The organism is Curtobacterium sp. GD1, assembly GCF_020882855.1.
Lineage (GTDB): Bacteria > Actinomycetota > Actinomycetes > Actinomycetales > Microbacteriaceae > Curtobacterium.
In genome coordinates this window covers 84,657-98,487 of the sequence record NZ_JAFEVQ010000002.1, presented here as the reverse complement: position 1 = coordinate 98,487, position 13,831 = coordinate 84,657, and the positions used below count along the sequence as shown (strand labels likewise).

The 13,831-nt window shown below is 71.0% G+C and carries 12 protein-coding genes; 10 read left to right on the top strand and 2 right to left on the bottom strand.

Annotated elements, in window-relative coordinates; translation table 11 throughout:
* Nucleotides 1-4: 4 nt before the first annotated feature.
* On the top strand, nt 5-967 hold the full coding sequence (locus JSX79_RS02065; protein ID WP_070416262.1) for a bifunctional riboflavin kinase/FAD synthetase: 963 nt from the start codon (nt 5-7) through the stop codon (nt 965-967).
* Nucleotides 968-1,126: 159 nt separating this feature from the next.
* On the opposite strand, the gene JSX79_RS02060 is transcribed toward JSX79_RS02065, so the two are convergent.
* Entirely contained in the window at nt 1,127-2,359 is a 1,233-nt protein-coding gene (locus tag JSX79_RS02060; RefSeq protein WP_175473779.1) for a DUF349 domain-containing protein, read from the bottom strand.
* Between the two features lie 113 nt (nt 2,360-2,472).
* Nucleotides 2,473-3,288: a peptidylprolyl isomerase gene (locus tag JSX79_RS02055; protein ID WP_071296264.1), complete on the bottom strand. Its 816-nt coding sequence runs from the start codon at nt 3,286-3,288 to the stop codon at nt 2,473-2,475.
* A 128-nt stretch (nt 3,289-3,416) separates the two neighbouring features.
* On the opposite strand from JSX79_RS02055, the gene JSX79_RS02050 reads away from it, so the two are divergent.
* From JSX79_RS02050 to aroB, 9 genes are all read left to right on the top strand, one after another.
* Complete coding sequence (locus JSX79_RS02050; protein ID WP_229085049.1) at nt 3,417-4,793, top strand: replication-associated recombination protein A; 1,377 nt, start codon at nt 3,417-3,419, stop codon at nt 4,791-4,793.
* Between the two features lie 241 nt (nt 4,794-5,034).
* Complete coding sequence (gene rpsD, locus JSX79_RS02045) at nt 5,035-5,664, top strand: 30S ribosomal protein S4 (protein ID WP_058726527.1); 630 nt, start codon at nt 5,035-5,037, stop codon at nt 5,662-5,664.
* Between the two features lie 130 nt (nt 5,665-5,794).
* Nucleotides 5,795-5,977 carry a hypothetical protein gene (locus JSX79_RS02040; protein ID WP_070416260.1) on the top strand — a complete coding sequence of 61 codons (183 nt, stop codon included), beginning with the start codon at nt 5,795-5,797 and terminating at the stop codon, nt 5,975-5,977.
* 44 nt (nt 5,978-6,021) lie between these two features.
* Nucleotides 6,022-8,679 (top strand): alanine--tRNA ligase, encoded by a 2,658-nt coding sequence (gene alaS / locus JSX79_RS02035; RefSeq protein WP_070416259.1) that lies wholly within the window; start codon nt 6,022-6,024, stop codon nt 8,677-8,679.
* Nucleotides 8,679-9,131, top strand: coding sequence for a Holliday junction resolvase RuvX (gene ruvX / locus JSX79_RS02030; RefSeq protein ID WP_092386988.1), 453 nt, complete (start codon nt 8,679-8,681; stop codon nt 9,129-9,131). Before alaS ends, ruvX begins: the two co-directional genes overlap by 1 nt.
* 100 nt (nt 9,132-9,231) lie before the next feature.
* A complete protein-coding gene (gene mltG, locus JSX79_RS02025) occupies nt 9,232-10,878 on the top strand; it encodes an endolytic transglycosylase MltG (protein WP_229085013.1) in 1,647 nt (548 codons plus the stop codon).
* Nucleotides 10,879-10,923: 45 nt separating this feature from the next.
* Nucleotides 10,924-12,144, top strand: a complete 1,221-nt coding sequence (gene aroC, locus JSX79_RS02020; protein WP_071296356.1) for a chorismate synthase — start codon at nt 10,924-10,926, stop codon at nt 12,142-12,144.
* A complete protein-coding gene (locus tag JSX79_RS02015; RefSeq protein ID WP_308061314.1) occupies nt 12,141-12,728 on the top strand; it encodes a shikimate kinase in 588 nt (195 codons plus the stop codon). Before aroC ends, JSX79_RS02015 begins: the two co-directional genes overlap by 4 nt.
* Nucleotides 12,725-13,831 (top strand): 3-dehydroquinate synthase, encoded by a 1,107-nt coding sequence (aroB, locus tag JSX79_RS02010; RefSeq protein WP_229085011.1) that lies wholly within the window; start codon nt 12,725-12,727, stop codon nt 13,829-13,831. Before JSX79_RS02015 ends, aroB begins: the two co-directional genes overlap by 4 nt.

The window sequence follows — 13,831 nt, the reverse complement described above, 5'->3', positions numbered from 1 at the left end:
CGACGTGCAGTACTACGACGACACCGCCGACGTGGCGCAGGGCTTCGGGCCGAGCGCGGTCACCATCGGAAAGTTCGACGGGGTCCACGTCGGACACCGTGCGGTCATCGCGCACCTCGAGCGTGCGGCGCGCGAGCACGGCCTCGTGTCCACGGTCGTGACGTTCGACCGCCACCCGCTCGACGTGATCGACCCGGACAAGGTGCCGCCCGCCCTGACGAGCATCGCCCAGCGGCGCGAGCTGCTCGACGACGTCGGGGTCGACGCCACCCTGCTGCTCCGGTTCGACCACGAGCTCCAGTCGAAGGCACCAGAGGCCTTCGTGTCCGAGATCCTCGTCGACACCCTGCACGCCCAGCTCGTGTTCGTCGGCAGCGACTTCCGGTTCGGGGCGAAGGGCGCCGGCGACGTCGCCCTCCTGCGCGAGCTGGGGGAGCAGCACGGCTTCACCGTCGAGCTCATCGACGACGTCGACCTGGTCGACGACGTCCGGCCGGACGGCGAGCGACGGGTGTCCTCGACGTGGATCCGCGAGCTCCTCGGGGACGGCCGCGTCGCCGAAGCCGCGCGCCTGCTCGGCCGTGAACACGCGGTGCGGAGCGTCGTCGTGCACGGGAACGAGCGCGGTCGGGCGATGGGCTACCCGACGGCGAACCTCGACCCGGCGTCCGAGGGCTTCGTCCCCGCCGACGGCGTCTACGCCGCACGGGTGCTGCACGACGGCACGGTGTACCCGGCTGCCGTCTCGGTCGGCAACAACCCGACGTTCGAGGGCGTGCCGGCGAAGCAGATCGAGGCGCACCTGCTCGACGTGGACATCGACCTCTACGGCGACACGATCTCGGTGCTGTTCGTCTCGTACGTGCGGGGGATGGTGAAGTTCGACTCGATGGACGAGCTCGCCGAGCAGATGCGGCAGGACGACCGTGACATCCGGACGCTGCTGGGGCTCCCCGCCGTCGTCTGACCAGTTGTCGCAGTGTGCGAGGTTCCGGCCTCGGTGCGAGGGCATCCGCGTCCCACGGTGCGCGGGACCTCGCACACTGCGGACGTCCCCCAAGCCCTGCGACCGACGACGAAGCCCCCGCGACCGAACGGTCGCGGGGGCTTCGTCGTACGGGGCCGATCAGCCGCCGAGGGCGTCGAGCCAGATCTTGCGGGCGTCGAGCGCTTCCTGCGCGTCCTTGATCTTGCGGGCATCGCCCGAGGCCTGGGCATCGGCGAGCTCTGCTTCGAGCTTGCCGATCGCGTCCTCGAGCTGGCTCGCGAGACCGGTCTGACGGGCCTTGCGCTCCGGGTCGGACGCCTTCCAGTGCTCGTCCTCGAGGCTGCGCACGTGGTCCTCGACCGCGCGGAGACGGTCCTCGATACGCCGGACGTCGCCGCGGGGGACCTTGCCGATCTCGTCCCACCGGCGCTGGATGCCCGTGAGGGTCTTGCGTGCGGCAGCCCGGTCGGTGACCTTCAGGAGCGGCTCGGCCTCGGTCAGGAGCGCCTGCTTCGCTTCGAGGTTGGCCGAGTACTCGACGTTCTCGGCGGCGGCTTCGGCGTGGCGCTGCTCGAACAGCACGTCACCGGCGGCCTTGAAGCGCGCCCAGAGTGCGTCGTCGTGCCGCTTGCCGGCCCGCCCCGCGCCCTTCCAGTCGTCGAGCAGTTCGCGGTACGCCGGGATCGCGTCGGACCCGCGGGGAGCGAGCGCCTCGGCCTGCTGGACGAGCTCCTGCTTGCGGTTGCGGGCGTCGCGGTGCTGGGCGTCGAGCTCGGAGTAGAACGCGCGACGGTGCTGGTCGACGGTCGAGCGGGCCGCGCGGAAACGCTTCCAGAGCTCGTTCGCCTCGTTCTTGGGGATGCGCGGGCCGTCGTGCTGGTGCTGCTGCCACCGCGCGAAGACGTCGTCGAGCTGCGCGGTGATCTGCTTCCACTGCGCCCGTGCCGGGTCGACCGCGGCGAGGGCCTCGGCTTCTTCCACCAGGGCGGTGCGGTGCGCCAGGGCGTCCGCGAGGGCCTGCTGTGCCTGCTCGGCCTGCTCCTTCGTCAGGGAGCCGAGCTGCTCGGTCAGGGCGGCGACGCGGGTCTCGAGCGACTTGAGGTCGCCGACGACCCGTGCCTCGGCCACGAGGGCCTGCAGGTGCTCCACCGTGCGGGCGACGTCGTTCGCCGAGGCGCCACGCTGGACGCGCTGCTCGGCGATCTTCACCTGCCCCTCGAGGTCGGCGTACTTCCGCGCGAAGTAGGCGAGGGCTTCGTCGGGTGTCGCGTCCGGGTACTCACCGACGGCTTTCTCGGTGTCCTCGTACCGGACGTACACCGTCCCGTTCTCGTCGACCCGCCCCCAGGTCGTTGCTTCGTCAGGTCCCACAGGTCTCGCCTCGATCGTGGTCGTGCATCACCGACGTCGCCGTCGGCACGGTCAGGTCGTCAGCCTATTGCACGGAGAGCATCTGCGACCCGCCGGGTCGGCGCGCCTGTGGACTACTTCTCCTGCTCGATCGTCGCGCCGGTGATCTTGGTCGCCACCTTCGGCTCGCCGGTGCCGTCGCTGCCGGCGGAGGAGATGCCCTTCGACGTGATCTTCGACTCGAGTTCGTCGAGGCCGCTGGTGACCTTCCCGACGACGGTGTAGCCGCCGGTGGAGCCGTCCAGCGTGGTGTCGCCGTAGACGATGAAGAACTGCGTGGTCTGCGAGTACGCCGACGAGCTGCGGGCGATCGCGATGGTGCCCTTGGTGTACTTGCCGTCGCTCGGGACGTTCTCGAGCGGGCCGTACTGGAAGCCGGCGTCACCGGTGCCGTCGCCGTTCGCGGAGCCGCACTGCAGGAACTCGAACCCGGTGCTGTCGGCGAGCCGGTGGCAGGTGGTGCCGTTGTAGAACTGCTCCTGGATGAGCTTGATCTCGACGCTCGCGGCCTGGGGTGCCTTCTCGCCGTCCAGCTCGATGCCGAGCTTCACGTCCTTGTTCAGGGTGAGCGACCCGGTCCAGGTGGAGTCCTTCGCGATGGACTTGCTCGGGACGTCACCCGTGTTCGCGGCGGTGGCACTCGCGGACGGGGTCGGCGTCGCGGTCGCGGAGGCACTCGCGCTCGCGTCCGCCCCGCCACCATGCGACCCGGCGAAGGCGAGCTGCGAACCGGTCGCCAACGCCGCGACGAGGACGAGGACACCGGCGCCGACGACGTTGTCCCGCACCCGGCGGCGCCGCTGCCGTTCGTGCAGGCCCTGCCGTGCCGTGTAGAGGCGGAGGCGCTCGCGCGCCTCCCGGTTGTCACGCGCCTGGTTCTTCGGTGCCACGGTGCTGGTCGTACCTCTCGTCGAGTGTGCGACGAGCGTACTGTAAACGGCCCTGTCGGAGGCCTGGAGGCACGCCCCTGTCGGTGGGTCGGCCTACGATTGGTCACATGGCAGCGGACCGTTCGGGCATGCGTGCGCCCACCACCGGCGGTCGCGCCGGGCTGGCGCAGGGGTCCGTCCCGCTCGCGGTGCGGATGCGGCCGACCAGCCTCGACGAGGTCGCCGGCCAGCAGCACCTGCTCGGCCGCGGCAGCCCCCTCGTGCAGCTCGCGACGGGCACGCGCGAGAACCCCGGCGGCGTCTCGGTGATCCTGTGGGGACCGCCCGGCACCGGCAAGACGACCCTGGCGCAGGCGATCGCGCGGCAGTCCGGTCGCGAGTTCGTCGAGCTGTCGGCCGTGACGGCCGGCGTGAAGGACGTGCGCGAGGTCATGGAGAAGGCGCTCACGCACCGCGACCTCTACGGCTCGACCACGGTCCTCTTCCTCGACGAGATCCACCGCTTCAGCAAGGCCCAGCAGGACGCCCTGCTGCCCGGCGTCGAGAACGGCTGGGTCATCCTCATCGCGGCGACGACCGAGAACCCGTCGTTCTCGGTCATCTCGCCGCTGCTGTCCCGCTCCCTGCTGCTCACGCTCAAGCCCCTCACCGACGAGGACCTCGGCATGCTCGTCGACCGCGCGGTCGAGGACCCGCGGGGTCTCGGCGGATCGGTCGTCCTCGGCGACGAGGCCCGCAGCGCCATCGTGCGGCTGTCCTCCGGCGACGCCCGTCGGGCACTCACCGCGCTCGAGGCAGCGGCGTCCTCGGCCGTCGCAGCGCAGGCCGACGACGACGCGGACGGGGCCCTCGACGGCGTCGACACCGTCCCGGTCGTCGACGCCGACACCGTCGCCGCAGCGGTCGACCGGGCACTGCTCCGCTACGACCGCCAGGGCGACGAGCACTACGACGTCATCAGCGCGTTCATCAAGTCCGTCCGGGGGAGCGACGTCGACGCCGCACTCCACTACCTGGCGCGCATGATCGAGGCGGGCGAGGACCCGCGGTTCATCGCCCGTCGCATCATCATCTCGGCGTCCGAGGACATCGGCATGGCCGATCCCCAGGCCCTGCCCATCGCGGTCGCGGCCGCACAGGCCGTCCAGCTCATCGGCATGCCCGAGGGCCGGATCCCCCTGGCCGAGGCGGTCGTCTACCTGGCGACCGCGCCGAAGTCGAACGCCGCCTACAACGGGGTGAACGCCGCGATCGCCGACGTCAAGGCCGGGCGGCTCGGGGTCGTGCCGATGCACCTCCGCGACGCGCACTACCCCGGCGCGAAGCGGCTCGGCCACGGCAAGGGCTACGTCTACTCGCACGACGCCGAGCACGGTGTCGCCGAGCAGCAGTACCTGCCCGACGCGCTCGAGGGCACCGAGTACTACACCCCGACGGCGAACGGCTTCGAGCGCGAGGTCGGGCCGCGACTCGAGCGCCTCCGGAAGATCACCCGCGGCGAGTAGTGGCCGCCCCGAGTTCCTGCTAGCATTGCCGGGCCTACGTCCTGGTCCTCGAGCACGGCTGCGTCGAGGACAGAGTGCCACTCCGGTGGTACGGGGGCAGAGGTTCGGACTGTAGCCGTCCGATCCCACAGGCTCATCCCTCTGGATCCCGTCGTCGGGACCGATCCCTTCCGTGTGTCTCGTTGCCCACGGTCGGACGGATCCCCTCGAGTCATTCAGTTCAGACAGAGAAAAGGACCCTGTGTCTACCAAGTCACGTACCCGCAGCAAGACCCGCCTCTCGCGCGCGCTCGGCATCCCGCTGACGCCGAAGGCGGCCCGTTACCTCGAGAAGCGCCCCTACGGCCCCGGTGAGCACGGCCGCACCCGCCGTCGTGCGGACAGCGACTACGCCGTCCGCCTCCGTGAGAAGCAGCGTCTGCGCGCCCAGTACGGCATCCGCGAGAAGCAGCTCCGCATCGTCTTCGAAGAGGCCCGCAAGACGAAGGGCCTGACCGGTGAGAACCTGGTCGAGCTCCTCGAGCAGCGCCTCGACGCCCTCGTGCTCCGTGCCGGCTTCGCCCGCACCACCGCGCAGGCCCGGCAGCTGATCGTGCACCGTCACATCCTGGTCGACGGCAAGCTCGTCGACCGTCCGTCCTTCCGCGTGAAGGAGGGGCAGCTCATCCACGTGAAGCAGCGCTCCGAGTCCCTCGAGCCCTTCCAGGTCGCCGCCGCCGGTGGGCACCAGGAAGTCCTGCCGAAGGTCCCGGGCTACCTCGAGGTCGAGATCGACAAGCTCCAGGCCCGCCTGGTCCGTCGCCCGAAGCGCGCCGAGGTCCCCGTGACCTGTGAAGTGCAGCTCGTCGTCGAGTACTACGCAGCTCGCTGATCCACTGATCACACCCGAACGGCGGGTCGTCCTCTCACGAGGGCGGCCCGCCGTTCGGCGTCGGTGGCCGGTGTCGTCGGTAAGATCGTCTGGGCACGCACCGCTCGCGTGCACAAGAGGGAGAGGCACCGTGAAGCAGCTGTTCTTCGTCGCCGTCGGCGTCGTCATCGGGTTCGCCGTCGCGCACAAGGTCGCGAACACCCCCGGTGGCGCGCGGTTCTTCGCCGACGTGAACGCTCGCGCGGAAGCCTTCCGTGGTGCCGTCGCCGAGGGCTACCGCTCTCGCGAGGCCGAGCTCCGCACCGACGTCTGACCGACGACCCCTCCCACGCACACGACCTGAAACCAGGAAGCACCATGCAGACCGCAGAGATCCGCCGCCGTTGGCTCCAGTTCTTCGGTGACCGCGGCCACACCGTCGTCCCGTCCGCCTCGCTCGTCTCGGACGACCCCTCGCTCCTGTTCACGGTCGCCGGCATGGTGCCGTTCATCCCGTACCTGACCGGGCTCGTCCCCGCTCCGTACCCCCGCGCCACGAGTGTCCAGAAGTGCATCCGCACGAACGACATCGAAGAGGTCGGCAAGACCCCGCGGCACGGCACGTTCTTCCAGATGAACGGCAACTTCTCGTTCGGCGACTACTTCAAGGAGCAGGCGATCGAGTACGCCTGGCAGTTCCTCACGACGCCCGAGCCGGACGGTGGGCTCGGCTTCTCGCCCGACGACCTCTGGGTCACCGTGTACGAGGACGACGACGAGGCGATCGCCTTCTGGAAGCAGCACTCCTCGCTCCCCGACGAGCGGATCCAGCGGCTCGGCAAGGACACGAACTACTGGTCGACCGGGCAGCCCGGGCCGGCGGGCCCCTGCTCCGAGATCTTCTTCGACCGCGGTCCGGAGTACGGCATCGACGGCGGTCCGGCGACCGACGACGACCGCTACGTCGAGATCTGGAACCTCGTGTTCATGCAGTACCAGATCGCCGACGTCCGTTCGAAATACGACTTCGAGATCACGGGCGAGCTGCCGAACAAGAACATCGACACGGGCATGGGGCTCGAGCGCGTCGCCTTCATCAAGCAGGGCGTCGACAACATGTACGAGATCGACCAGGTGCGCCCGGTCCTCGACGAGGCGGCGGCGATCTCCGGTCGTCGGTACGGCGCCGTGCACGAGGACGACGTCCGCATGCGCGTCATCGCGGACCACGTCCGGTCGGCGCTCATGCTCATCGCCGACGGCGTCTCCCCGTCGAACGAGGGCCGCGGCTACATCCTCCGCCGCCTGCTCCGCCGCACCGTGCGCGCGATGCGCCTGCTCGGCGTCGAGGGCGCGACCTTCCCCCGGCTCTTCCCCGCGTCGCGCGACGCCATGCGCGACGCCTACCCCGAGGTCGGCAGCGACTACGACCGCATCGCGCGCATCGCCTACGCGGAAGAGGAGACCTTCCTCCGCACGCTCGCGCAGGGCACGACGATCCTCGACGTCGCGGTCGAGCGCGCGAAGCAGGACGGCGCGCCCTCGATCGGCGGGGACACGGCGTTCCTGCTGCACGACACCTTCGGCTTCCCGATCGACCTCACGATGGAGATGGCTGAGGAAGCCGGCGTCCAGGTCGACCGATCCGCGTTCGAGACCCTGATGTCCGAGCAGCGGGCGCGGGCGAAAGCGGACGCCAAGAGCAAGAAGACCGCGCTCGCCGACCTCAGCGTCTACAGCGCGTTCCGGGCGAAGGGCGAGACCGTCTTCCTCGGCTACGACGCGCTCGAGGCCGAGACGAACATCCTCGGCATCATCGTGGACGGCGTGAGCGTCGACCGTGCGGTCGCGGGCGACATCGCCGAGGTCATCCTCGGCGAGACCTCCCTCTACGCCGAGTCCGGTGGTCAGGATGCCGACCAGGGCTCGATCGTCGGCAACGGCTTCGACCTCGAGGTGCTCGACGTCCAGCGTCCCGTCGCCGGTCTGTGGAGCCACACGGTCCAGGTGCGCTCGGGCGAGGTCGGTGTCGGTGCGCCGGCGACGACCGTGGTCGACGCCGAGTACCGCCGCGGTGCGACCCAGGCGCACTCCGCGACGCACCTCGTGAACGCCGCACTGCGCGACATCCTCGGCCCGGAGGCACTCCAGGCCGGCTCGTACAACAAGTCGGGCTACATGCGGCTCGACTTCTCGTGGTCGCAGCCGGTCTCGCTCGAGACCCGTTCCGAGATCGAGGAGGTCGTGAACAACGCGATCCGCTCCGACCTCGAGGTCTCGACGCGCGTGCTCCCGCTCGACGAGGCCAAGTCGCTCGGCGCGCAGGCGCTGTTCGGCGAGAAGTACGGCTCCGAGGTCCGCATGGTCGACATCGGCGGCCCGTGGTCCCGTGAGCTCTGCGGTGGCACGCACGTGGCGTCCAGCGCCCAGGTCGGGCTCGTCAACCTCGTGGGGGAGTCGAGCGTCGGTTCGACCAACCGCCGCGTCGAGGCGCTCGTCGGGCTCGAGGGCTTCCGCGACCTCGCCGTCGAGCGGACCATCGTGTCCCAGCTGTCGAGCGCACTCAAGGCCCCCCGAGAGGACCTGCCGACCCGCGTGCAGTCCCTGATGGAGGACCTGCGGACGGCGCAGAAGCGCGTCGCCGAGTTCGAGTCCGCCAACCTCCAGCAGCGCGTCCCGGCGATCGCACGCCAGGCGACGACGGTGGGTGCGACGACCGTCGTGGCCGAGTCCGTCCAGGGACTCCAGTCCGGTGACGACCTCCGCGCGCTCGCGACCGGTGTCCGCAGCCAGCTCGGCGACGGTGCCGCCGTGGTGGTCCTCGGCGCGGTCATCAACGACAAGCCGGTGGTCATCGTCGCGACGAACGACGCCGCCCGCGCCGCCGGTGTGCAGGCGGGACCGCTCGCGAAGGAGGCCGCCGGCGTCCTCGGTGGTGGTGGCGGCGGCAAGCCGGACCTCGCGCAGGGCGGTGGCACCGACGCGTCGGCGCTCCCGGCGGCCCTCCGCGCGGTCACCGACCGGCTCGCGGCCTGATCGTGGCGATCCGTTCCGGGCGCCGGCTCGGCGTCGACGTCGGCCGCGCCCGGATCGGGGTCGCCGTGTGCGACCGTGACGGGCTCCTCGCGACGCCCGTCGAGACCGTCGCCCGGCACGACGCCACGGACGTCCGGCGGATCCTCGAGATCGCGGAGGAGTACGACGTCCTCGAGATCGTCGTCGGGCTGCCGCTCTCGATGTCGGGCGGGGACACCCCGTCCACGGCGGACGCCCGGGAGTTCGCCGGGCGCCTGGCGGAACACCGTCCGGTGCGCCTGGTCGACGAACGACTCTCGACCGTGACGGCCCAGCGCGGCCTGCACCAGGCCGGCAAGAACACGAAGAAGTCCCGCGCCGTGATCGACCAAGCGGCCGCTGTTATCATTCTGCAACACGCGCTCGACCACGAGCGTGCGGCCAGTGCCCCACCCGGGGCCACGCTCCCCTGAAACTGCGGACCACCGCAGTGCTCGCCTGAACGCGGCTGCCACACCGTCGCCCAGCACCCCGAGCCCAGACGGAGTTCCCGACCGAGAGACCCGAGGACCGTTGGCAGACGACCTGGACTGGAACGCGATCATCGCGCCCGGCAACGACGCCGAGCGGCGGAAGACGACTTCCGACCGTGCGGAGACCCCCGACGCACGCGGTGACGCGGGCGAGACCACCGGCGTGCGGAACGGCGCCCCGGACGCGACCGGTCGACCGATGTCCCGACGCGAAGCACGCGCCGCCGAAGCCGCGCGGGCGCGCGCCGACGCGGGCCCCGCGGACGCGAGCCCGGCCACCACCGACGCGGCCGGGTCGAGCACCGACCGTCCCGACCTCGGCCGAGCCGACGACGACCGTCGCGCCGCCGCGGCGGACGCCCCGGTGGCGTCGTCACCCGACGAGCTGCACCCGGACGTGCACGCGCTCCTCACCGGCGAACTCCACGTCGACGACGACGCGCGTGCCGCGGCACGCGGCGGTGACGCCGGCACGGCCACGGCCGCCGGCGCGGGTGCCAGCGCAGGTGGTCCCGACCAGCCCGGCAATGGCCCCGGAGGCGCGGGAGACGGTGGACGCGGCGGTCGCGGTGGACGTGGGGGCGCCTCCAGGTCGCCACGCGGCCCGCGTGAGCCGCGTCCGAAGCGTCGTCGCGGCCCGCTCATCGCGGGCATCGTCATCGTCGCGGTGGTCCTCGCGGTCGGGGTGTCCGCGTACTCCTTCGCGGCCCCCAAGGTCCAGCAGCTCGTCGCCGCCATCAGCGGTTCGCAGGAGCCCGACGACTACTCCGGCGACGGCACCAGCAAGGTGACGATCACCATCAAGCAGGGCGACATCGGCGAGAACGTCGCCGCGACCCTGCAGCGCAGCGGTGTCGTGAAGGACTCGAAGGTCTTCTACAAGCTCCTGCTCGCCTCGCCGGACGTCCAGTTCCAGCCGGGGTCGTACGCGCTCAAGAAGAAGATGAGCTCGAAGGCGGCCCTCGCGGCGCTGCAGGACAAGGACAACCGCGTCCAGGCCTCGATCGTGATCCCCGAGGGCACGGCGCTCAAGGACATCGAGGCCGGCATGGTCTCGAAGGCGGGACTCTCCGCCGCCGAGGTCTCCGCCGCGGCGAAGGACCTCTCCGCGTACGACCTGCCGGCGAACACGACCACGCTCGAGGGCTGGCTGTTCCCGGCGACCTACCCGATCAACCCGGGGTGGAGCGCGACGGAGTACTTCAAGTCGATGGTCGACACGATGAAGGAGCACCTCTCGGCCGCAGGCGTGGCCGAGGCCGACCAGGAGCGCGTGATCGTCTTCGCCTCGCTCGTGCAGAAGGAGGCCGGCCTCGCCGCCGACTACCCGAAGGTCGCGCGGGTGTTCCAGAACCGGCTCGACATCGACATGCCGCTGCAGTCCGACGCGACGGTCGCCTACGGCACGGGCAACACCCACCGGGTGACGACGACCGACGCCGAGCGCAAGGACGCGTCGAACAAGTACAACACCTACGTGCACGACGGCCTGCCGCCGGCACCGATCTCGAACCCCGGCGACATCGCGATCAAGGCCGTCACGAACATGGCGCAGGGGAAGTGGCTGTACTTCGTGACGGTGAACCTCGAGACCGGCGAGACGGTGTTCTCCGACACGTACGCGCAGCACCTCGTCGCCGTCGACCAGTTCCAGGCGTGGCTCCGGGCACACCCCGACTACCAGTAGTCGAGCGGCGTCGCACGGGGCCCGGGCTGTGGGAAGATGGACACCATGCTTCGTTGGTTGACTGCTGGTGAGTCCCACGGACCCGAACTGATCGCAATGCTCGAGGGCCTGCCCGCGGGTGTCCCGGTGTCGTTCGAGTCCATCCGTACCGATCTCGCGCGACGCAAGCTCGGCTACGGCCGCGGCTCCCGCATGAAGTTCGAGCAGGACGAACTGCACGTCTCCGGCGGCGTTCGGCACGGCTACTCCCTCGGCAGCCCGATCGCGATCCGCATCGGCAACACCGAGTGGCCGAAGTGGGTCGAGGTCATGAACCCCGAGCCCGTCGAGCAGACCGACCTCTCCCGTGGTCGGAGCGCCCCGCTCACCCGCCCGCGTCCCGGCCACGCCGACCTCGTCGGCATGCAGAAGTACGGCTTCGACGAGGCCCGCCCGATCCTCGAACGCGCGAGCGCTCGCGAGACCGCGGCCCGGGTCGCGCTCGGCGCCGTCGCGAAGTCCTTCCTGGCCGAGCTCGGCATCCGATCGGTCGCGCACACGCTGCAGGTCGGCACCGTCCGCGTCCCCGACGGCACCGCGCTGCCCCTGCCGGACGACGTCGACCGCCTCGACGACGACCAGCTGCGGTGCTTCGACGCCGAGACCTCCGCTCGCATGGTGACCGAGGTCGAAGCCGCGAAGAAGGACGGCGACACCCTCGGCGGCGTCGTCGAGGTGCTGTTCTACGGCGTCCCGCCCGGACTCGGATCGCACGTGCAGTGGGACCGCCGGCTCGACGCTCGTCTGGCCGCGGCGATCATGGGCATCCAGGCGATCAAGGGCGTCGAGGTCGGCGACGGCTTCGCGACCGCTGCCCGCCGCGGATCCGAGGCGCACGACGAGCTCTTCCGCGAAGACGGCGAGATCTACCGCACGTCCGACCGCGCCGGCGGCACCGAGGGTGGCATGTCCACGGGCACCGTGCTGCGCGTCCGCGCCGGCATGAAGCCGATCGCGACCGTCCCGCACGCGCTGCACACCATCGACGTCGCCACGGGTGAGGACGCCTCGGCGCACCACCAGCGCTCCGACGTCTGTGCCGTGCCCGCTGCCGGTGTCGTGGCCGAGGCCATGGTCGCGCTCGTCCTCGCCGACGCCGTGCTCGAGAAGTTCGGTGGCGACAACGTCGTCGAGACGAAGCGGAACCTCGACGCGTACCTCGCGTCGATCCCGGAGACGCTGCGCACCCGCAGCACCGAGGCCGCCGAGCACTCCTCGGCCTGGTGACGCACACACCCGAGCCGGCGGCGGCGTCGCCGTCGGCCGGTCCCGCAGCCCCGGTGGTCATCATCGGGCCGATGGGCGCCGGCAAGTCCAGCGTCGGCAAGCGCGTGGCGAAGGCGCTGGGCGTCCCGTTCACCGACACCGACCGGGTGATCGTCCGCGAGCACGGTCCGATCCCCGGGATATTCGCGGACCGTGGCGAGGCCGCCTTCCGTGAACTCGAGGCGGCAGCCGTCCGGGCAGCGCTGTCGACCGGGGGCGTCATCGCCGTCGGTGGCGGGGCCGTCACCCACGTCGCCACGCGCGAGGCCATGGCCGGAGCGCGCATCGTCCTGCTGACCGTCTCGCCCGAGGCCGTCGCCGACCGGATCGCCGGCAGCGACCGCCCGCTCCTGGCGAACGGCGGCATCGACGCGTGGCAGACGATCATGGACGCGCGAGCGGCGACCTACGCCGAGCTCGCGCACGCGGTGTTCGACACCTCGCGCCGGCCGATGTCGCGCGTCGTCGACGACGTCGTCGCGTGGCTGCGCAACGAGACCCCTCCGGCCAGCACCGGTGCACCCACGAGCGAAGGAACAGTGTGACCGACCCGACCCAGTCCGTCCGCCCCGAGGGCACCACCGAGATCCGCGTCGGCGGCGCGGACGGCTACGTCGTGGCCGTCGGCAACGGCCTGCTCGGCTCGGTGCCGGCGCTCCTCGGCCCCCGTGTCGCCAAGGTCCTCATCGTGCACGCCCCGACGCTGGGCGCCCGGGCGAACGCGCTGCGCGACCTGCTCGTCGACGCCGGCCTCGAGGCCCTCATCGCCGAGGTCCCGGATGCCGAGGGCGCCAAGCGCGTCGAGGTCGCCGCGTTCTGCTGGCAGATCATGGGGCAGTCCGACTTCACCCGCACCGACGCCGTCATCGGCCTCGGCGGCGGTGCCGTGACCGACCTCGCCGGGTTCGTCGCTGCGACGTGGCTGCGCGGGGTGCCGTACGTCGCGATCCCCACGAGCGTCCTCGGCATGGTGGACGCCAGCGTCGGCGGCAAGACCGGCATCAACACCAACGAGGGCAAGAACCTCGTCGGCGCCTTCTCCCCGCCCCGCGCGGTCGTCGCCGACATCGACCTCGTCGCCACGCTGCCCCGCAACGAGATCCTCACGGGCTTCGCCGAGATCGTGAAGGCCGGCTTCATCGCCGTCCCGGAGATCCTCGACATCATCGAGGCCGACGTCGACCGCGTCACCGACCCGACCACGCCGGAGTTCCGCCGCGTCGTCGAGCTCGCGATCGAACTCAAGGCGCAGGTCGTCTCGGACGACTTCACCGAGCAGGGCCGCCGCGAGATCCTGAACTACGGGCACACCCTCGGGCACGCCATCGAGCACGCCGAGCGGTACCAGTGGCGACACGGAGCGGCCGTCGCGGTCGGGATGGTCTTCGCCGCCGAGCTCGCGCGCCTCACCGGACACCTCGACGACGCCACGGTGGACCGGCACCGCGCGATCCTCGAGTCGCTCGAGCTGCCCACGACCTACGGCATCGGTCGCTGGGAGGGTCTCCTCGCCACGATGCGTCGTGACAAGAAGGCCCGCGCCGGCATGCTCCGGTTCATCATCCTCGACGGTGTCGGCAAGCCGGTCACGCTCGAGGGACCCGAGGACCACCTGCTCTTCACCGCCTACCAGGAGGTCGGGGTCTAG

Excerpts from the sequence above, each read along its gene's own strand:
- aroC (WP_071296356.1), top strand. The coding sequence starts at position 10,924 with ATGCTTCGTTGGTTGACTGCTGGTGAGTCCCACGGACCCGAACTGATC.
- JSX79_RS02050 (WP_229085049.1), top strand. The coding sequence starts at position 3,417 with ATGCGTGCGCCCACCACCGGCGGTCGCGCCGGGCTGGCGCAGGGGTCC.
- alaS (WP_070416259.1), top strand. The coding sequence starts at position 6,022 with ATGCAGACCGCAGAGATCCGCCGCCGTTGGCTCCAGTTCTTCGGTGAC.